The organism is Luteibacter sp. 22Crub2.1, from assembly GCF_900167995.1.
GTDB lineage: Bacteria > Pseudomonadota > Gammaproteobacteria > Xanthomonadales > Rhodanobacteraceae > Luteibacter > Luteibacter mycovicinus.
In genome coordinates, this window is the sequence record NZ_FUYT01000013.1 from 83,964 (window position 1) to 101,807 (window position 17,844).

21 protein-coding genes are annotated in these 17,844 nt (G+C 64.9%); 11 read left to right on the forward strand and 10 right to left on the reverse strand.

Translation table 11 applies throughout. From position 1 onward, the window contains the following. Positions 1 to 9: 9 nt before the first annotated feature. Both B5X73_RS14495 and B5X73_RS14500 read right to left on the reverse strand, forming a co-directional pair. Positions 10 to 501: a MarR family winged helix-turn-helix transcriptional regulator gene (locus B5X73_RS14495; RefSeq protein ID WP_079522329.1), complete on the reverse strand. Its 492-nt coding sequence runs from the start codon at positions 499 to 501 to the stop codon at positions 10 to 12. A 219-nt stretch (positions 502 to 720) separates the two neighbouring features. Beyond that, the gene (locus B5X73_RS14500; RefSeq protein ID WP_254857305.1) at positions 721 to 1,170 is read right to left on the reverse strand and encodes a MarR family winged helix-turn-helix transcriptional regulator; all 450 of its coding nucleotides are present in this window, start codon (positions 1,168 to 1,170) and stop codon (positions 721 to 723) included. 68 nt (positions 1,171 to 1,238) lie between these two features. On the opposite strand from B5X73_RS14500, the gene B5X73_RS14505 reads away from it, so the two are divergent. Beyond that, the gene (locus B5X73_RS14505) at positions 1,239 to 1,616 is read left to right on the forward strand and encodes a VOC family protein (RefSeq protein WP_079522331.1); all 378 of its coding nucleotides are present in this window, start codon (positions 1,239 to 1,241) and stop codon (positions 1,614 to 1,616) included. 15 nt (positions 1,617 to 1,631) lie between these two features. Here B5X73_RS14505 and B5X73_RS14510 read toward each other — a convergent pair whose 3' ends face one another. The 4 genes from B5X73_RS14510 to B5X73_RS14525 form a co-directional block, all read right to left on the reverse strand. After that, entirely contained in the window at positions 1,632 to 2,846 is a 1,215-nt protein-coding gene (locus B5X73_RS14510) for an ABC transporter permease (protein WP_079522332.1), read from the reverse strand. An 11-nt stretch (positions 2,847 to 2,857) separates the two neighbouring features. Beyond that, positions 2,858 to 4,177, reverse strand: coding sequence for an ABC transporter permease (locus B5X73_RS14515; protein WP_079522333.1), 1,320 nt, complete (start codon positions 4,175 to 4,177; stop codon positions 2,858 to 2,860). A gap of 229 nt (positions 4,178 to 4,406) precedes the next feature. Beyond that, a complete protein-coding gene (locus tag B5X73_RS14520) occupies positions 4,407 to 5,303 on the reverse strand; it encodes an SDR family oxidoreductase (protein ID WP_079522334.1) in 897 nt (298 codons plus the stop codon). A gap of 1 nt (position 5,304) precedes the next feature. After that, entirely contained in the window at positions 5,305 to 6,045 is a 741-nt protein-coding gene (locus B5X73_RS14525; protein ID WP_036109600.1) for an SDR family oxidoreductase, read from the reverse strand. Positions 6,046 to 6,162: 117 nt separating this feature from the next. Between B5X73_RS14525 and B5X73_RS14530 the strand changes: the two genes are divergently transcribed. Then, the gene (locus B5X73_RS14530; protein WP_079522386.1) at positions 6,163 to 7,077 is read left to right on the forward strand and encodes a LysR family transcriptional regulator; all 915 of its coding nucleotides are present in this window, start codon (positions 6,163 to 6,165) and stop codon (positions 7,075 to 7,077) included. Positions 7,078 to 7,084: 7 nt separating this feature from the next. Here the strand turns inward: B5X73_RS14530 and B5X73_RS14535 are convergent, their stop codons facing one another. Beyond that, positions 7,085 to 7,501 (reverse strand): DUF4156 domain-containing protein, encoded by a 417-nt coding sequence (locus tag B5X73_RS14535; protein WP_079522335.1) that lies wholly within the window; start codon positions 7,499 to 7,501, stop codon positions 7,085 to 7,087. An 87-nt stretch (positions 7,502 to 7,588) separates the two neighbouring features. Further along, a complete protein-coding gene (locus tag B5X73_RS14540; RefSeq protein ID WP_079522336.1) occupies positions 7,589 to 10,483 on the reverse strand; it encodes a M16 family metallopeptidase in 2,895 nt (964 codons plus the stop codon). A 218-nt stretch (positions 10,484 to 10,701) separates the two neighbouring features. Between B5X73_RS14540 and B5X73_RS21535 the strand changes: the two genes are divergently transcribed. From B5X73_RS21535 to B5X73_RS14575, 8 genes are read left to right on the forward strand one after another with little or no spacing between them, the layout of a single operon-like run. Continuing rightward, entirely contained in the window at positions 10,702 to 10,833 is a 132-nt protein-coding gene (locus B5X73_RS21535; RefSeq protein ID WP_303048767.1) for a hypothetical protein, read from the forward strand. A 31-nt stretch (positions 10,834 to 10,864) separates the two neighbouring features. Next, positions 10,865 to 11,059 carry a hypothetical protein gene (locus B5X73_RS14545; RefSeq protein WP_036109589.1) on the forward strand — a complete coding sequence of 65 codons (195 nt, stop codon included), beginning with the start codon at positions 10,865 to 10,867 and terminating at the stop codon, positions 11,057 to 11,059. Between the two features lie 7 nt (positions 11,060 to 11,066). Further along, entirely contained in the window at positions 11,067 to 11,531 is a 465-nt protein-coding gene (locus B5X73_RS14550; RefSeq protein ID WP_036109586.1) for a tRNA (cytidine(34)-2'-O)-methyltransferase, read from the forward strand. A gap of 23 nt (positions 11,532 to 11,554) precedes the next feature. Beyond that, complete coding sequence (locus B5X73_RS14555; protein ID WP_036109583.1) at positions 11,555 to 12,223, forward strand: ubiquinone biosynthesis accessory factor UbiJ; 669 nt, start codon at positions 11,555 to 11,557, stop codon at positions 12,221 to 12,223. Beyond that, entirely contained in the window at positions 12,220 to 13,869 is a 1,650-nt protein-coding gene (gene ubiB / locus B5X73_RS14560; protein WP_079522337.1) for a ubiquinone biosynthesis regulatory protein kinase UbiB, read from the forward strand. The genes B5X73_RS14555 and ubiB overlap by 4 nt, the downstream gene beginning before the upstream one ends. A 5-nt stretch (positions 13,870 to 13,874) precedes the next feature. Next, a complete protein-coding gene (locus B5X73_RS14565) occupies positions 13,875 to 14,603 on the forward strand; it encodes a pseudouridine synthase (RefSeq protein WP_079522387.1) in 729 nt (242 codons plus the stop codon). Positions 14,604 to 14,632: 29 nt separating this feature from the next. Beyond that, positions 14,633 to 15,055, forward strand: a complete 423-nt coding sequence (gene arfB / locus B5X73_RS14570) for an alternative ribosome rescue aminoacyl-tRNA hydrolase ArfB (RefSeq protein ID WP_079522338.1) — start codon at positions 14,633 to 14,635, stop codon at positions 15,053 to 15,055. Continuing rightward, entirely contained in the window at positions 15,052 to 15,651 is a 600-nt protein-coding gene (locus B5X73_RS14575; RefSeq protein ID WP_254857306.1) for a 1-acyl-sn-glycerol-3-phosphate acyltransferase, read from the forward strand. The genes arfB and B5X73_RS14575 overlap by 4 nt, the downstream gene beginning before the upstream one ends. 10 nt (positions 15,652 to 15,661) lie before the next feature. On the opposite strand, the gene B5X73_RS14580 is transcribed toward B5X73_RS14575, so the two are convergent. Then, a complete protein-coding gene (locus B5X73_RS14580; RefSeq protein WP_079522340.1) occupies positions 15,662 to 15,847 on the reverse strand; it encodes a hypothetical protein in 186 nt (61 codons plus the stop codon). 434 nt (positions 15,848 to 16,281) lie between these two features. Here B5X73_RS14580 and B5X73_RS14585 point away from each other — a divergent pair, with 434 nt between their 5' ends. Next, on the forward strand, positions 16,282 to 16,749 hold the full coding sequence (locus tag B5X73_RS14585; protein ID WP_036109571.1) for a hypothetical protein: 468 nt from the start codon (positions 16,282 to 16,284) through the stop codon (positions 16,747 to 16,749). A gap of 3 nt (positions 16,750 to 16,752) precedes the next feature. On the opposite strand, the gene B5X73_RS14590 is transcribed toward B5X73_RS14585, so the two are convergent. Beyond that, positions 16,753 to 17,787: a LysR family transcriptional regulator gene (locus B5X73_RS14590; protein WP_036109570.1), complete on the reverse strand. Its 1,035-nt coding sequence runs from the start codon at positions 17,785 to 17,787 to the stop codon at positions 16,753 to 16,755. Positions 17,788 to 17,844: the final 57 nt, after the last annotated feature.

Below are 17,844 nucleotides of genomic sequence, written 5' to 3' on the forward strand. Positions count from 1 at the left end.
GCGCCCTGGTTACTCCCCGAATCCAGCCAGCATCTTCTTCAGCAGGCCTTCCAGCAGCGCCTGTTCCGATGGCTGCAGATTACGGGTCTGCCGATGAAGCAGCGTGACGATATCCGGCAGGAAGCTCTCGATCAGTTCGAGGCCCTCGGGCGTCAGGGTCAGGGTCACCTTGCGGCGATCCTCGTCGCTGCCGGTCCGCACGATGTAGCCCTTGTCGCAGAGCTGGGTCGTCAGCCGGGTGATGTTGGCCGACTTCTCCCCGGCGGCCTCGGCCAGCTGCGACGGATTCATCGCGCTGTCCGGCGAACCGTAGAGCATCATCAGGATGTTGTACTCGGGATGGTTCAGCCCGAACGGCTTCGTCACGGCGTTGGCCTCGTCGTGCACTTCCTTGTAGATGTGCTTGATGAGGCGAACGAGCACGGCCGGCTCCCGCGGAAACCCCGGATACTTCGCGCGGGTGACGTCGAGGCGTGCTTCGGTGGGGGCGAAATCGCTCATGGGGTGTCCCGTCTTCGGTTACCCCATAAGTATATAGTTCATTTATGTATTATCAATAGGTGTAATTTATCCGGAAGAAATCGCGGTGCGGTCGAGCAGGCGGCGGAGTCGCTGCGGCTCGCTGCTGGCGGACGGACGGACGACATTGGCAATGATGGAGCGGGTCGACAACTTTGCACGCAGGAGGCTGCATCGATCGGTAGTGAAAGGTCTACGCGCTCAGCGCAACGCCTCGGCGAGCCGCAACAACAGCGCCGCGACCGCCTGCGGATCCTCCGGTGCCGACGCCTCGCGCAGACGTCTTTCCGCGTCGGCCGCGATGCCCGACGCGGCGTCCAGTGCATCGAGTCCCGCGGCGGTGAGCTCGGTTTTCTGAACCCGTCCGTGGTCGGGATCGGCCGTGCGCACGATGAGGTCCGCGCGCTCCAGCGCGACCAGGATGCCTTGCATCGTCTGTGGCGTCACAAAGGCGCGCCGTGCGAGCGTCGCGTTCGACGCACCCGCTTCGTTCTTCAGATAGGTGAGCACGGCGTATTGCGGCGTCGTCAGTCCGATCTCCCGCAGACCGGCGTCCATCCTCGTTCGCAGCGCCTGCTGGGCCATTTTCAAGGCGTAGCCGATGGTCGCGTAGGGATCGCTCATCTCGGGTCGCGATTTACGGCTGGTCATATCAGGGCCCTTACATTAGTATCAGCACACTGATATCTTAGCCCAACTCACGCACAGGAGAGACTGTCATGCCCCATCTGATCGGCCCCGACTTCGTCGGCATTCAAACCCATGATCTCGATGCGGCACGGGCTTTCTACGCCGATGTCGTGGGGCTGAAGGTCGCAGCCCAAAGCCCTCCCGGCGCCGTGGTCTTCGATACCCGACCCATTCCGTTCGCCGTGCGCACGCCTGTCGCCGAGCTCAGCCGAAACGACAACCTCGGTGAGGGCATCGCTCTCTGGTTCGGATGCAACGATGCCGATGCGCTGCACGATCATCTCGTCGGGCACGGGACGCCCATTGTGTTCGCACCGAAAGATGGCCCTTTCGGCCGCTACTTCGCCTTTGTCGATCCGTTCGGTTACACGATCACGGCGCATACCGTCGCGCACTCCGGCAGCTGAGCAAGAGCAATGCCCTCATCCCGCCCGCGTCGCCACCACAGGCGGGACCGCCGCCGCGCGCAGGGCGGGCCCCAGCACGGCCAACTGCCCGAGAATCCAAAGCGTCGCGCCACCCACCGCCAGATACCACGGCGGCAACAAGGGCACTTCGTAGAAGTGCATGAGCGTGAGGCTGGCAGCGTAAGCCAGCAGCACGCCTGCGCCGATGCCCATGCTTACGATGAAGAAATTCTCCAGCTGGAAGTACTGGACGATGTCGCGACGGGACGCGCCGATCGCCCGGCGAATGCCGATCTGCTTACGCCGCCGCTGCACCCAGAAGCTCGCCAGGCCGACGATGCCCAGCGCCGTCACCAGCAACAGGGTCACGATGATGCCGACGAGGAGGCTCATCATCGCCCTGTCGTTGGCGAAGTGGGCGGCGCGCAACGCCGGCAGAGAGTCGCTGTTTTCACGGATCAGCACGGCATCCGGCGCCAGTGCGGTCACCGCCTCGCGCGCCTTATGCATCACGGCGGGTAGATCGCCCGGCTTCGCGCGAATCACGTAAGTGCCGGCCAGCGTGGGCCCGGCAAGCGACGGCGCGAACACCGACCAGTCCGTTTCCTCCGGCCCCATGGAACCGGGCCTGGCGATGGAGAGGTGTTCCATGACGCCGATGACACGGAAGTGGTTCTTGTCGACGAAGATCTCCTTGCCCAGAGGACTCACACCAGGCCACATGTGATCCGCGGCGGCGCGTGTAATCAGCACGTTCGCCTGGGAGGGAAAGAAGTCGCCCACAGGACGGTAGTCCTCGGCGCCGGGCGCGCGCCCTTCGACGATGAGTATGCCCAGTGCCTCCAGCGTACCGGGCGTGCCCAGATAAACGTCGACGACGCCCCCCTCGCGCTGCCCCGCGGCGTCCAGTGTCACGCCTACGGTTCCCGCGCCGTGACTGAAGGGCACCGTGTTCACCACGTTGACCGCCGTCACCCCGGGGATGGCACGAAGCCCGGCCACCATCCGCGCGTTGAGGTCATTGGCGCGTCCCGGTTCGAAACCCGACAGATACAACGTGCCGAGCGAAGCCTCGTCGATACCGGTCACCAGCTGCATGGCCTGCCAGCGTGCCGCGATCAGCGAGCACGCATTGCACATGACGGCGCAGGCAAGCGCGATCTGCAGCACGATGAGCGTGGTGGCGAGGCGGTGATGCCGGAGTCCGGCGAAGATGGGGTGCGTCCGCATGGCGATCGTCCTTACAGCGTCTTCAGGTGCAGCGCGGGGGCGACCCGACCGGCACGGATGGCGGGTAGCGCGCCCGCCAGCAAGCTGGTCGTCACGGCGAGAACGAACGTCGTCATGAACATCGATGCATCGAGTCGGACCATATCCGCATAAGGCACAGGTTGCTGGCGCACGAGCCACAGGCCGGCCAGGGTGAACAACCAGCCGAGCAGACCGCCGGCGATGCCGATGACGCCGGTCTCGACGAGGCACTGCATGACGACCGCCCCGCGCGTGGCCCCCAGCGCCCGACGCACACTGAAGTCCGCGCCACGGCGAAGGAACTTCGCGAGCAACAGGCCGACCGTGTTGCACAGGCAGATGGCGAGGAAGGCGAACGCAAGCCATACCTGCAAGCGCACGTCACCGGGTACGACCCGATTGCTCGTCATCCATTCCATCAGCGATGGCACGGCCGTCAGGTCGTGACGGAAGCGACCTTGCGCCTTCTGTTGCGCAGCGTAGTCGGCCACGAAGCGGCGATACGCCGCGACTTTCGCATCGTCTTGCAGCCGCACCCACAACCTCACCCAAAGACACGGCGCATCCTGCAGATGGCCCGGTGACGGAGGAAGTTGCCAGCACGTGAACTGGACGAAATTGCCGTCGTTGATTTCGAGGCCGGACTGGAAGGGCGTCATTACGTCCTCGATCTTCCCGTAGAAGTCGGCGGTGTCGCCATGCGCCATGCGGCCGCCATAGACGTCGTAAAAGAGCGGCGACGGACGCCAGGGTTTCAGCACACCCACGATGCGAACGTCGCTGTCGCGCAGGCGGATGATCTTGCCGATACTGTTTTCGCCTCGGAAGAGCCTGTGGTTCAGATCGGACGAGATCACGGCGACCCGAGCGTGCTTCTCGTCATCCTCCGCCGTCCAGGCGCCACCATATTCAAAGGGCGCCGCGAACATGGTGAAGAAGTCCGCATGAGTCGACAGCATGCTCAGCAGCAGTGGCGGCGATGTCGACGCCGGGACATGGACCTTGATCGTGCTTCCGACCAGAAGTGCCTGCTGATCCGCGCGCTTCGCCTTCCACAGATCCATCGCGGAGCGGTAGTCCATCACTTCGCTGGGATGCGTGGGCGTTGCATCCTGGGGATACGGCGTGACCTGCACGTAATGGAGATGCTCGCTTCGACCCGGAAGCGGATCCCCTGAGAGCAGATGCATCACGGTCAGCGTGGTCATGCTGGTGCCGATACCCACCGCGATGGCCAGCACCATCAGGCCCGTCAGTACGGGATTGCGCCTGAGGCTGCGCACGGCCAGTTCCACGTAATAGCCAAACATCCCGGTCGGTCCCCTGCCCTTGTTCGCATACCCGAAAGAGCAAGAGACGGGCCAAACCCACAAAAGGACGCTAACTCGCGCTGGCTCAGCGAGTTGCGGCACCGCGTGACACGCCGGCCAGGTGTCCGCGGACACTGTCCGTGTCCGCCACCGTGTCCGACCGGGCTGACGGTCACGTGCCCTATCCGTGCCGGCGCTTTCCCCGATCGGATCAGCAGCACGCTGGCGATCAGCCCGCCCTGACCGTCAGCAGATCCTCGATGCCCGCGCGCCAGAACAACTCGCGACGCATGCGGTCCGCGACGCCACTGACGATTTCCGCACCATCCTGGGACGGATCGACATGCACCCGGAACGGCCGCTTGCCGAAGGGCAAGCCGACCACCTCGACGATCTTCGTTGCCACCTCACCCGCGTCGGCATCGGCCGGTTCGAGCGCAGCCAACCCCTTCAGGATCGTGTCCGGCATGCCCTTGTACGGACCATCCATATAGGCGGCCGCGCGCGGCTCATCGGAGGGCTTGCCCGCGTGAGCGAAGTGGTTGGTTCCTCTGGTGAAGGCGCCCGGCACCATGATCGAAGTCTCGATACCGAAGCGGGTCAGCTCGCCGGCATAGCTGACCGCGAGCGAGTCCATGGCGGCTTTCGCGGCGAAGTACGGAGCGAGAAACGGCGGCGTGCCGCCGCGCGTGCTGCTCGATGAGACCCAGAGCAACAGGCCCCTGCCCTGCGCACGCATCACCGGTAACGCGGCGCGGTTCACCCTTTGCGTGCCTAGGACGTTGACGTCGTAGAGCTGGGCGTACTGCTCCGCCGTAAAGGCTTCAGCGGGACCGAACACCATATGACCCGCGTTGTGCACGAGGACATCCAGACGGCCATCGCGATCCACAATGGTTTTCACGGCCGCCTCTGCGGATGCCTCGGAGGTGACATCGAGCTCGACGACGCGAAGATCGACCTGCCGTTCAGCCGCTTCTTTCAGGACCGCTTCGGCGTTGGCGGCATTGCGACCCGCGACATCGCGCATGCTGGCATAGACCGTGTGTCCCGCCGCCGCGAGTGCGCGCGCCGTCAGCAGGCCGAAACCGCTGGATGCCCCGGTAATGAGGATGATCTGCTTCACGTCAGACCACCCCGCCGTTGGCGCGCAGCACCTGACCGTTGATCCAACCGCCGTCCGGCCCCGCGAGGAATGCCACGGCAGCGGCGATGTCGTCCGGCGTGCCGAGACGCTCCAGCGGTGACAGCTTGGCCAGCCGGTCAACCAGCTCGGGCGACTTGCCGTCGAGGAACAGGTCGGTGCCGGTCGGACCGGGGGCAATCGCATTCACCGTGATGTGGCGGCCACGCAGTTCGCGCGCCAGCACCATCGTGGTCGCTTCGATGGCCGCCTTGGTCGCGGCATAGGCGGCATAGCCCGGCTGCAACAGGGCAACCACGCTGGATGAGAAATTGACGATGCGGCCACCTTCGCGAAGGCGCGTCGCCGCTTCGCGCATGGTGTTGTAGCTGCCTTTGACGTTGATCGCGAAGAGGCGATCGAAGTCCTCGTCCTTCAACTCGGCCACCGGGGCCAGCGCCATCACGCCCGCGTTGTTCACCAGGACATCCACGCCGCCGTAAACCTCCTCGGCCTTGTCGAACAGGCGACGCACATCCGCGGCGTTCGCGACATCCGCCTGCGCACTGATCGCCTGGCCACCGGCCGTTTCGATCTCCCGGACGACCGCCTCCGCCGCCTGCGCGCTCCCCGAATAGTTCACGAGGACGGTAAAGCCGTCGCTGGCGAGCCGTTTGGCAACCGCGGCACCGATGCCGCGCGAGGCACCCGTCACGATGGCGATCCTGCTGTTTTTCACGTTCATCTCGGTTCTCCGATACCGGCGCGATTGCCGGGCGAGACCAAGATGGGCGTTGGCTGTCGGCGGATAATCCACCTATATTGGGCTTCACTATTCCTTGCAACGGAACAAAGGATGGCCCTGGATCGTTTCGACACCATGCGATTGTTCGTCCGCATCGTGGAACGGAGAAGCTTCACGCTCGCTGCAACGGACCTCGACCTGCCGCGGTCGACCGTTACGCAGGCGATCAAGCGACTCGAGGCCAGGCTCGGCGTCCGCCTGCTCCAGCGAACCACCCGACATGTCAGTCCGACGCTGGATGGGGAGGCTTACCATCGCCGCTGCGTATCAATCCTCGCCGACGTGGAGGATGCGGAGGCTGCGTTCGTGGACGCCCGCCCGGCCGGTTTATTGCGCGTGGACGTACACGGCACCCTCGCCCGCCACTTCGTTCTTCCGTCGCTGCCGGAGTTCCTGGCCCGTTATCCCGCACTGAATATCCACGTGGGCGAAGGCGACCGGTGGGTGGATCTCGTTCGCGAAGGGGTGGACTGCGTGTTACGTGTCGGCGATCTCAGCGACAGCACGATGGTGGGACGCCGCATCGCCTGGCTGGACGAGGTGACGTGCGCCAGCCCCGGATATCTCGAAAGACACGGTGGCATGCCCTCGTCTCCGGACGATCTCGACGGGCATGAGGCCATCGGCTTCCTGTCGACGTCGACGGGAGCAACGCTGCCCCTGGAATTCGTCGTCGGCGACGACGTGCGGCACGTCACCTTGCCATCGACGGTCACGGTGACGGGCGCGGAGACGAATCTGACACTCGCGCGGCTGGGGCTGGGCCTGATTCAGGTGCCGAGATACCACGTGGCCGCTGACCTCGCGGCCGGCACGCTCGTCGAAGTACTCAAAGCGTTTCCGCCGACACCGTCGCCGGTATCTCTGCTCTACCCGCACAACCGGCAGCTGTCGCCGCGGGTGCGCGTGTTCATCGACTGGCTGGCGGCGACCTTCGCCCGGCACGCGGGCGAAGGGGTGAGGCCGATCTGAGCCAGGCTCAGTTCTTCAGCGGGACGGTTTCGAACCCAGCCTGCGGCGCCGCGTTGTTGTTCTGCGGCGGAGGCGGCGGCGGGTTGTTGGCACGGCCCGGACCGGCACCGCGAGGCCCACACGAATAGGCGCCCCACTCCTGCGAACCACCGTTCGGATCGCCGAGCGGCTTGACGGTATCCGCGCCCATCTTCGCGGCTTCGTTGCGTGCGAGCACTTCGAGTTCGTCGCGGACCTTCAGGTCGTTGCGATCGATAGGGCCGACACGACTCTGTACGGAGACGGTGACCTTGCCCTGATCGCGGCAGCTGGACACGTCGCCGTTCCAGGCGGTGCGGACATTGCGCGCGCTGTCATCGAGCTTGATGCCCCACGTGCAGGCCGAAAGGGCGAGCGGGATGAGGAGGACAAGGGCCTTGCGCATGGTAGAGCTCCGGAAGATCGTTCGATGGGTATGCTAGCCGGATGGAAGCGAGGGCGCGATCTTCTTCGTTCGCGCCCTCGCGCCCGGTCACTTTTTCGAGGGGGCCGGTTTGGACCTGGCCGCCCTGGCAGGCACGGTGTCCTTCGCCGGCGCGCCATCGGCATCGATCACGTGCACTTCGCCGAGGTTCAGCGCACGCACCGGGGCTTCGATCTTGCGCAGGTCACCGACGATCACCCAGGTCAGCGCGTCCGGATGGATCACGGCTGACAAGGCGTCTTCGGCGTCCTTGCGGTCGACGCCTTCGATACGCGACTTCAGCGTCTGCACGTAGTCGTCCGGACGGTCGTAAATCAGGATGCCCGTGATCGCCCCCAGAACGGCCGAGGTGGTCTCGAAGCTACCGGGCAGCGCACGAACACGCTGCGCGCGGATCTTCTCGATTTCCTCGTCGGTCAGCGGCTTCGGTCCGATAACGGCCTTTGCCTCCTTGAGGATTTCCGCAGCGGATTCGGCGGTCTTATCGGTCTGCACCGGCGCGTAGAACAACAGCGGGCGCTGACCCTGAGCATCGGAAAGCATGCTGCCCGCACCATAAGCCCAACGCTTCTCCTCACGCAGGTTCATGTTGAGGCGCGAAGTGAACGTGCCACCGAAGGCACCATTGGCGATGCCGAGGTCGAGCGCGTTCTTCGCCTTGGTCGACGGCGCCAGCAGACCCGCCAGGATCAGCGACTGTGGGGCGTCGGTCCGGTTGATCAGGAAGACGCGCGGCCTGGGCTGCGCGGCGACTTCACCGATGTTCTTCTTCGGCAGCGCGGTGGACGGCGCCTGCCAGTCGCCAAAGACAGCATCGAGTTTTGGCAGGATGTCGGCAAGCGTCGTATCGCCGGCCACGACGATGCGCACGTTGTCGGGGCGCAGGTAGTCGCGCTGGAATGCGGCGAGATCATCGGCGGTGAGCGAAGCGATGGCCTTTTCGGTGCCGCTGCCGGTGAACGGAATACCGTACGCGTGATCCTTGCCGTAAAGCAGCGGCGGCAGGGTGCGCAATGCGAGCCCGGTCGGCTCGGTTTTCTCCTGCGCGATGCCCGCGATCCACTGGCCGCGCACGCGCTCGATGTCGTCCGCCTTGAACGCCGGATTGCGCGTGATGTCGGCGAACAGCGCCAGCGACGGCGTGAGGTCGGTGTTCAGCGCGTTGAGACCGACGCTGCAGTTATCGAGCGAGCAGCTGGACGACACGATGGCGCCGAGACGCTCCTTGCGGCGCGCGACCTCCACGGAATCGAGCGACTTCGTGCTCTCTTCCAGCAGGGCGGAGGTGAAGCTCGCCGTGCCCAGCTTACGGCCCTGATCCGCCGCGTAGCCGGCATTGAACAGAAGCTGCACCTGAGTGACCGGCACCGTGTGGCGCTCGGCGAGCACGACTTCGATGCCGTTCTTCAGCTTGCCGCGCTGCAGCTTCGGGAAGGACAGGTCGGGGAACGTGTCGACGGCGGGTACACCCGTGCTGCGGTCCACCTCAGACTTGCCGACGGTATACGTCTTCGCGGGGGGAGTGACGGCGGCCGGACGACCTTGCGCGTCGCCGAGACCCACCACGGCCTTGTCTTCGGCCGCGGGATCGAAACCCGGCGCGGCAGGCAGCACGGTCAGCGTGTAGTCGCCCTTGGCCAGCCAGGTTTTCGACGCCGCCAGCACGGAGGCCGTCGTGGCTTTCTGCGCGCGCTCGAGATCCTTCTTATAGGCTTCGGGATCATTCCGGTAGACCTGGCCCTCGGCAAGGATGACCGCCTTGCCACCGAAACCGCCGACCTTTTCGAGGCCGCGCACGAAGCCGGCACGATTGGCGACCTTGGCCCGGAGCAGTTCGTCGTCGGTCGGCCCCTTGGCCAGGTAGTCCTTCCAGACGTCGGCGACCGCCGCTTCGACCTTCGCCGGATCGACGCCGTTTTTCACGTCGACCGTCAGCTGCACCTGACTGGCCAGGGCGAAAGGCGAAATACCCAGGCTCACGTCATCCGCAATCTTGTCCTGGTAAACGAGGCGCTGGTACAGCCGCGATGTCTTGCCGCCACCGAGCACGGTCGTGGCCAGGTCGAGCTGCACGGCGTCGTCGGTCCCCAGCTGCGGCACGATCCACGTACGCACGATGCGCGTCTGCGCCACCTGATCATGCTGGGTGCCCCGGGAGGATGTCTGCACCGGCGTGATCCACGCCTGCTGGCGAGGAACCGGCGGACCCGCCGGGATGTCACCGAAGTACTTCTCGGCCTTGGCCTTCGCCTGTGCCACCGTGATGTCGCCGGCGAGCACGAGGGTGGTGTTGGACGCGCCGTAGTAATCGTGGAACCACTGCTTGACGTCGGCGAGCGAGGCCGCGTCGAGGTCGGCCATCGAGCCGATGGTGTCGTGATGGTACGGGTGGTTGGCCGGAAAAGTGTTGACCAGGACGTTTTCGTCGACGCGGCCGTAGGGGCGGTTTTCGCCCTGGCGCTTTTCGTTCTGGACGACACCTCGCTGGGTGTCGAGCTCCTTCTGGCCGATGGCGCCGAGCAGGTGGCCCATGCGGTCGGATTCCATCCACAGCGCCATGTCGACGGCGGTGGTCGGGACGGTCTCGAAATAGTTGGTGCGGTCGAACCAGGTGGTGCCGTTCATGTCCGTGGCGCCGGCACGTTCGAAGGGCTGGAAGTAGGTGCCCTTACGGTTTTCCGACCCGGAGAACATGAGGTGTTCGAAGAGGTGCGCGAAGCCGGTCTTGCCGGCCGGCTCGTCTCCCGAGCCCACGTGGTACCAGATGCTGACCGCGACGACGGGCGCCTTGTGGTCCTCATGCACGACCACCGTCAGCCCGTTGGGCAACTGGAAACGGGTGTAGGGAATGTCGGGAATCGCATCGGGAGAGGTGGTGGCCGCGGCGGCGGCCCCGACGAAGGAGATCAGCCCGGCGGCAAGCAGGGTGAGGCGGTTCTTCATGCACGGCTCCAGTGGGCCTTCATGGCCCGGGTCCCGTGGAGGCTAGCCCGCGATGTCGTCCCGACGCAATCGGGCATGCCGGAGTGTGCGGACGGTGTCCGCTCGCACACGGTCAGTGTCCGCGGACAGGCATCGCTTTCGGAACGACCTGACAAACCTCATGCGAATCAGCTGATTGCGCACTCTTAAAGACTGGCACGGCGTTTGCGTTACTAGTCATGCCCCGCCGGACGGCCTTTCGCTCCGGCAACACTGAGGACGACGCCATGAAATACGAAATGCTGATGCTCCGCGCCCTGCTCGCCACGTCGATGTTCGTCTGTGGCCTGACGCTGTTCCAGATGGTCTGACCCAAGAAAACCCGTACCCGGAGCCACCGACATGCAACACGAACTGCTCATCCTGCGCACCCTGCTCGTCGCCTCCCTGCTGGTCTGCGGCCTGATTGTCGGCAACATGCTCACGTACACGGGCGCGCCGATCCAGCTGGCTGCGACCAGCCAGATGAATCCCGTCGCGACGACCGCGTGCGTATCGGGCGAGGATGCCGCCGCGTGCCCACCGCCGGCGGCATAATGGGGGCATGCCCCACGTCATCCTGTTCCGACCCGAGATTCCGCCCAATACGGGCAATGTGATTCGTCTGTGCGCCAACACCGGCGCGACCCTGCACCTGATACGACCGCTCGGCTTCGAGCTGGACGATGCCCGGTTGCGCCGTGCCGGCCTGGATTACCACGAGTTCGCCAGCGTCGCGGTCCATGACGACCTGGACGCCTGTCTGGATGCCATCGGACGGCCGCGTGTCTTCGCCTTCTCGACCCGGGGGCGCCAGCTTCATACCGACGTCGCCTTCGGGATGACCGACGCGCTGCTCTTCGGCTGTGAAACGGCCGGCCTGCCCGACGACGTACTCGACGCGATTCCGGAGGCACAGCGCGTGCGCCTGCCCATGCGTCCGGGCAATCGCAGCCTCAATCTGTCCAACGCGGTCGCGGTCGCCGTGTTCGAAGCGTGGCGTCAGGCGGGTTTCGACGGCGCGGGCTGACCCGCGCAAGCTACAATCGGGGCATGACCCCCGAACGACCCTCAGCCGACGCCGGCCCGAACCGCTTCCTGCCCCGTCCGCTGCGCGTGCTGGCCGGACGCGCCATGGAGACCGCACTCAACCGCGCGGTCGACCTCGATCCCGACACCCGTGCCCGTCTCGACGCGCTCGATGGCCGCAGTGTGCAGGTGCATCTCGCCGGCCCCGAACTGGGCATCCGCATTACGGTGGAAAAGGGCCGCTTGCGCGTGGGACCGCCTGAAGACGGCGGCAGCCTGCGTGTCGTCGCCTCGCCCGGCAGTCTCCTCGCCATGGCCATGCGCCGCGACGACGACGGCGTGGCGCCCGGTAAGGTCGACATCGCCGGCGATGCCGAACTCGCTCGCCGCCTCGAGCGTCTCGCGCGCCAGTATGCGCCGGATGTCGAGGAAGCTTTCGCGAAGACCTTCGGCGACCGGATCGGCGTTCCCCTGGCCAAAGCGCTCCGCGATGGACTCGCCCACGCGCGCGACACGGTGTCGCACCTGACCGAGGACGGCGCCGACTGGCTTCGTGACGAAGGCAGGGTCGCGGTAGCGCCGGGCGAGATGGATATCTTCCTCGACGGGGTCGATACGGTCCGCGAGCGCGCCGAGCGCGCGGAGGCCCGGCTTGCCCGACTCGAGCGTGCCCTGAAGGAGCGACATTCATGACGCCGCTGCGCCTTGCTCCACGCCTGCTGCGTGTCGCCGCCATCCTGCTCAAGTACCAGCTCGACGAAGTGATCGAGGGCGCGCGTATCTACCGCCCGCTCAAGCTGCTGCGCCCACTGTTTCCCGGGCCGGCCGCCGACACCCGAGGCATGTCGCGCGGCGCGCGGTTGCGTCTCGCTCTGACCGAACTCGGCCCGATCTTCGTCAAGGCCGGCCAGGTGCTGTCGACACGGCGCGATCTGGTGCCGCCGGACATCGCCGACGAACTCGCGCTGTTGCAGGATCAGGTGCCGCCTTTCCCCGGCGCCGAGGCACGCGCGATCGTCGAGCGCGAATTGCGTGCGCCGGTCGCGACACTGTTCGCCAGCTTCGACGAGAACGCACTGGCGTCCGCCTCCATCGCCCAGGTGCACGCGGCCACGCTGCACGACGGCCGCGAGGTGGTGCTCAAAGTGTTGCGCCCCAGTATCGACAAGCGGATTGCCCGCGACATCGACCTGCTCCATGCACTCGGTGAGCTCGCTCAGCGCTGGCACCCGGCCGCGGACAAGATCCGTCCGCTCGAAGTGGTGGCCGAGGTCGAGAAGATGCTCGAGAACGAGCTCGACCTGCAACGCGAAGGCGCCAGCGCCAGTCTGCTCCGGCGCAACTTCGCCAGCGGCATCGACCTGTATGTCCCGGAAGTGCACTGGGACTTCAGCACCCAGGGCGTGCTGACCCTGGAACGCGTGCGCGGCGTCAGCGCCGATGACGTCGTCGCGATCGATGCCGCCGGCCTCGATCGTAAGGCGCTCGCCGAGAAGGGCGTGCGCTTGTTCTACGAGCAGGTCTTCCGCGACAACTTCTTCCACGCCGACGCCCACCCCGGCAATATCTGGGTCGACACCTCGCGTGTGGACGAGCCGCGATTCATCGCACTCGACTTCGGCATCATGGGTTCGCTGCCCGAGGCCGACCAGTACTGGCTCGCCGAAAACTTCATCGCCCTGTTCGAGCGCGACTACGCGCGCATCGCGCAGCTGCATGTCGCCGCCGGCTGGATGCCGTCGACCATTCGGCTGGATGAGCTCGAGGCCGCTGTGCGCACGGTCTGCGAGCCCTACTTCACACGCCCGCTGTCGCAGATATCCATCGCCGAGCTGGTGGTGAAGCTCTTCCAGACCGCGCGTCGCTTCGAGCTCACGCTGCAGCCGCAGCTGATCCTGCTGCAGAAGACGTTGCTCAATATCGAAGGCGTCGGCCGTATGCTCGACCCCGAGATCGATATCTGGGCCGTCGCTCACCCGGTGCTTCGCCGGATCCTGCGCGAGCGCTACAGCGTGCGGGCCACCCTGCGCGACGTGCGTCGTCGCCTGCCGGAATGGATCCATACGGCGCCGCGCGTGCCCGAGCTGGTGCGCGACGCACTGCGTCAGGTCGCCAGCGGCGAACGCCGCGAGATAGCGGACCCGATCGCTCTCGCCCTGGCACGCGACGATGCGAGACGCATGCGTCGCCTGATCGCGTGCGGCCTGCTCGGCGCTACGCTGCTGATTTGTGCGGCCCTGATCGGTACGTTGTCGTCGCGTGGCATGTGGCCGGCGATCGCCGCCGCCGTGGTGGGTGTCGCCGCATTCATCGCGGGCTGGCCGCGCCGGGTGCCCTGACCGACGTGCTAGAGATTCTCTATCAGGATGACGACATCGTCGCCGTCAACAAACCCGCGAACCTCGCAGTACACCGCTCGAAGTTCGTCGGGCCGGACGATGCGTTTCTGATCGACCTGCTCCGTGAGCAAGTCGATGGGCGACTGCACCTCGCGCATCGACTGGATCGCGCGACATCGGGCGTGTTGCTCGTGGCGCGCTCGCCTGAAGTCGCCGCCCAGCTCGGCGAGCAGTTCATGGGCCGCAGCGTCCGCAAGCGTTACCTCGCGGTGGTGCGCGGCTGGCCCGATCCGGCGGAAGGCACGATCGACTACCCTTTGCCGGGCTCGAAAGACACGGGACCACGACGCGAGGCCAGCACGGACTACCGGCAACTGGCCACCACGGAAGTCGACATTCCGCTGGGCCGTTACGAGAAACAGCGATACGCCCTCGTGCTCGCCGAGCCACGGACCGGCCGCTTCCGACAGATCCGCAAGCACTTCGCCCACATCCATCATCCGTTGGTGGGCGACAGCCAGCACGGACGCGGCGACCACAATCGCCTGTTCAAGCAGCACTTCGCATCGCACCGCCTGCTGCTGCACGCCGCGGCGCTCGACTTCGTGCACCCAACCGCCGTTCGCCCGATGTGCATCGAAGCCAGTCTGGACGACACTTGGCTACGCCTGATTGAACGCTTCGCCTGGCAGGACGCCTACGCCTGGCCTGCGGCAGCGCACGACGGGATTTAGCGGGCCGGCTGCTAGAATCCGCAGCCATCATGCTTAACGTCACCGCATCCATCGCCATCCCCGATGCCGAACTGATCGAGCGCTTCACCCGCGCGGACGGTCCGGGGGGACAGCACGTCAACCGAACCGAGAGCGCGGTCGAGCTGCGCTTCGATGTCGCGTCGTCGCCGTCGTTGCCCGACGCGGTTCGCGAACGACTGCTTGCTCGAGGCGACCGCCGGATAACGGATGCCGGCGTGCTGGTGATCCAGGCCCGTCGTTTCCGCGAGCAGGCGCGCAACCGCGATGACGCGCGAGACCGTCTTGCCGAGATCATTCGCGCCGCGACGGTCGTGGCGAAGAAGCGCGTTGCCACCAAGCCGACCCGAGCCTCGAAGGAACGCCGTCTCGCGGGCAAGACCCAGCGCAGCCAGACCAAGAAAGGTCGTTCCACCAAATGGAGCGCCGAGTGACCCTCCCTCCCGTGGATGGCATTCCCGTACTCGGCCCGAACATTCCGCAGCTGCCCGTGTCCCGCTGGATGCGCATCTGCCGGTGGGTGATCAAGCGCAGCGGATGGCGTGTCGTCGGCGACATGCCGAACCTGCCCAAAGTCATTCTCATCGGCGCACCGCACTCGTCGTACTGGGACGGTGTGTGGGGCTTGCTGGTGAAGTCGGCCATGGGCATGGACGTCGGGGTGATGATCAAGCGCGAAGTCCTCAACGGGCCGTTGGGTCCTGTGGTGCGCAGGCTCGGCATGATTCCCATCGATCGTTCCGCGGCCACCAATGTCGTCGACCAGATGGTCAAGCGCTTTGCCGAGCACGAGAAGATGTGGGTCGCCATTGCGCCCGAGGGCACGCGTAAGCCCGTCAAGCAATGGAAGTCGGGATTCCTACGTATCGCGCGAGCCGCCGGCGTGCCTATCCAGACGGTGTTTATCGATTACCCGACGAAGACATTCACCGTGGGACCGCTGGTCCATGCCTCGGGTGATATGGAAGCGGACATGACGCGCATCCGCGCCATGTTCGCGGGGTATCGCGGGAAGCATCGCGGGGTGTGAAGCGCGATGGTCACCCGATGCCGTAGGACAGTCGGACGAGGTAATCGAGTGGAGTGTGGTTGATGTTCTTTACTCGCAGGCGGTAGGTACCGGGCGGGAGTCGCGCAAGGTTGACCGAGATGCCTTCGGCGCGGGGACGCCATGCACCGTCCTGAAACTGCTCGAACGACAGGTAGCCTCGTCCGGCGGAAGCCATCACCGATCCCGTGCATCCAGTGCGCCACTCCCGGACGACCGCGAACTGTTGGCTCTGCAGCCTTCCACTAAGCCCTTCCAACCTCGTGTAGATCTGGCACGTACCCGCTGGCACGCCACGGGACCCTGCTTGCGCGGCGAGTGCGGCGGCAGACAGAAGTCCGAACGCAATGAGTACCACTACCTTCTTTTGATGACGCATAGATATTCCTTGGCGACGCGCAGAACCGCGCTTCGGCAAGGTATGCGGTATCGACGACCTCAAACGGCGATCTGACGGCAGTCAGGCGGCGAGACGACACAATGTTCGTCGGCAGCTCACGAGGTCGACTTACCCACACACTTCGCGCCAGTCACCTGCGCGTCCACGCGAACCAAACTGACATCGATTTTCCGACGCCGGCTGCATTCTCGTGCTAAAGAAGGGAGATCAACATGCAAATCGCGAATCGCACTCATGGCCCGCATCTGACACAGCAAGATCCCAATATCGTTCGCGGCCATGTCCAGCGAATCGGCACCGGGCGATTCAACACAGGCACCGCGACAGACGCTCTGCGTCGTCTTAAACCTGAGACGCAAGAGCTGATTCGCGATCTCGATCTGACGCATGCGACTCCCCGCCAGCTAAATTCCATTACAGCTCGACTGTTCTGGGAGGGAGCGATCGACATCGAGGGCGAGGATACGCTCGCGGCCATGGGCTATGACCGGGGGATCGATACGCCGTTCGATGTCATGGAACGGCTCAATGGCCACCTTTCATACGTTAGGAATTCGACGTCCGGAATCGACTGGACCGATACCATTCGCATCTATGAGAAAGGGATGGAACTGGCCACCGGCTTGCGCGACATGATCCGCGCGTTGCACCCCGAGCGGAGCATCGACACCTACGCATGAGTGTCAGCGTTCCGAATGCCCCGATTCATCGTAATCACGATGGGTCAGCAGACCGGGGCGAATAAGATCGATGAAGGCGCGTGCCTCAGGACTGAGAAACTTTCCTTTACGCATCACAACCCCATAGCTGCGCTGCGGGAAATACTGCCGCAGGTTTCGCACAGCAAGCTTCTCGCGATCCGCTTCCGTAATGCAGATACCGGTGACGATGGAGATACCCAGACCCATCGCGACGTACTGCTTGATCACGTCCCAGCCACCGACTTCAATCGCGACGGTGTAAGGCACATGCCGTTGCTGGAAAACCATATCGACCAGGCGAAATGTCGTAAGCCGCTGCGGCGGCAGGATCAGCCCATAGGGAGAGAGATCTTCAAGCCGAATCTCCGACTTCGCAGCCAGCGGATGATCGGGCGGCATGATCAACATCGGGTCGTAGTGATAGACCGGCGCCCATGCGATGTCGTTGGGCACGTCGAGCATCGAGCCAATCGCGATATCGGCGTCGTCGGCACGAAGCAGCGCGAGGCCATCCTTACCCGTAACGTTTGCGAGCTGGAGTTGTACGGACGGATACCGCTCCCGGTACGCCTTCACGAGCTCGGGCAGCAGGTACTGGATGGTCGAGGATCCCGCCGCCACGGTCAGCTTGCCTGATTGCGCACCCCGCGTTTTCTTCTGGAATTCCCGGTCGAGGTTCTCGAAGCCTTCCACCAGTGGACGGGCCATCTCATAGAGGGCTTCGCCGGCGTCGGTCAGGGTGACGCGACGTCGTGTGCGCTCGAGGAGGGGCATACCCATCTCGCGCTCGAGCGCCTTGAGCTGCAGGCTCACCGAAGGCTGAGACAGGAATAAAGCCTCAGCAGCGCGGCTCAGCGTGCCCAGGCGGGTGGTGTAGACGAAGGCACGCAGCTGCTTCAGACGATTGCCCTTGTAGTAAAAGCGGCTCGTGGCATCGGGGCTCTCGCGGCCTTTCGTCCGTGTCGGAGCCGGCTTCGATGAGCGTCTGGCTCGCACAACCGTCTTCTTATCCGACATTTTCTTCCAATATTTCCGCGAGATACGTACTACATTAACATATTTAATATTGATCTT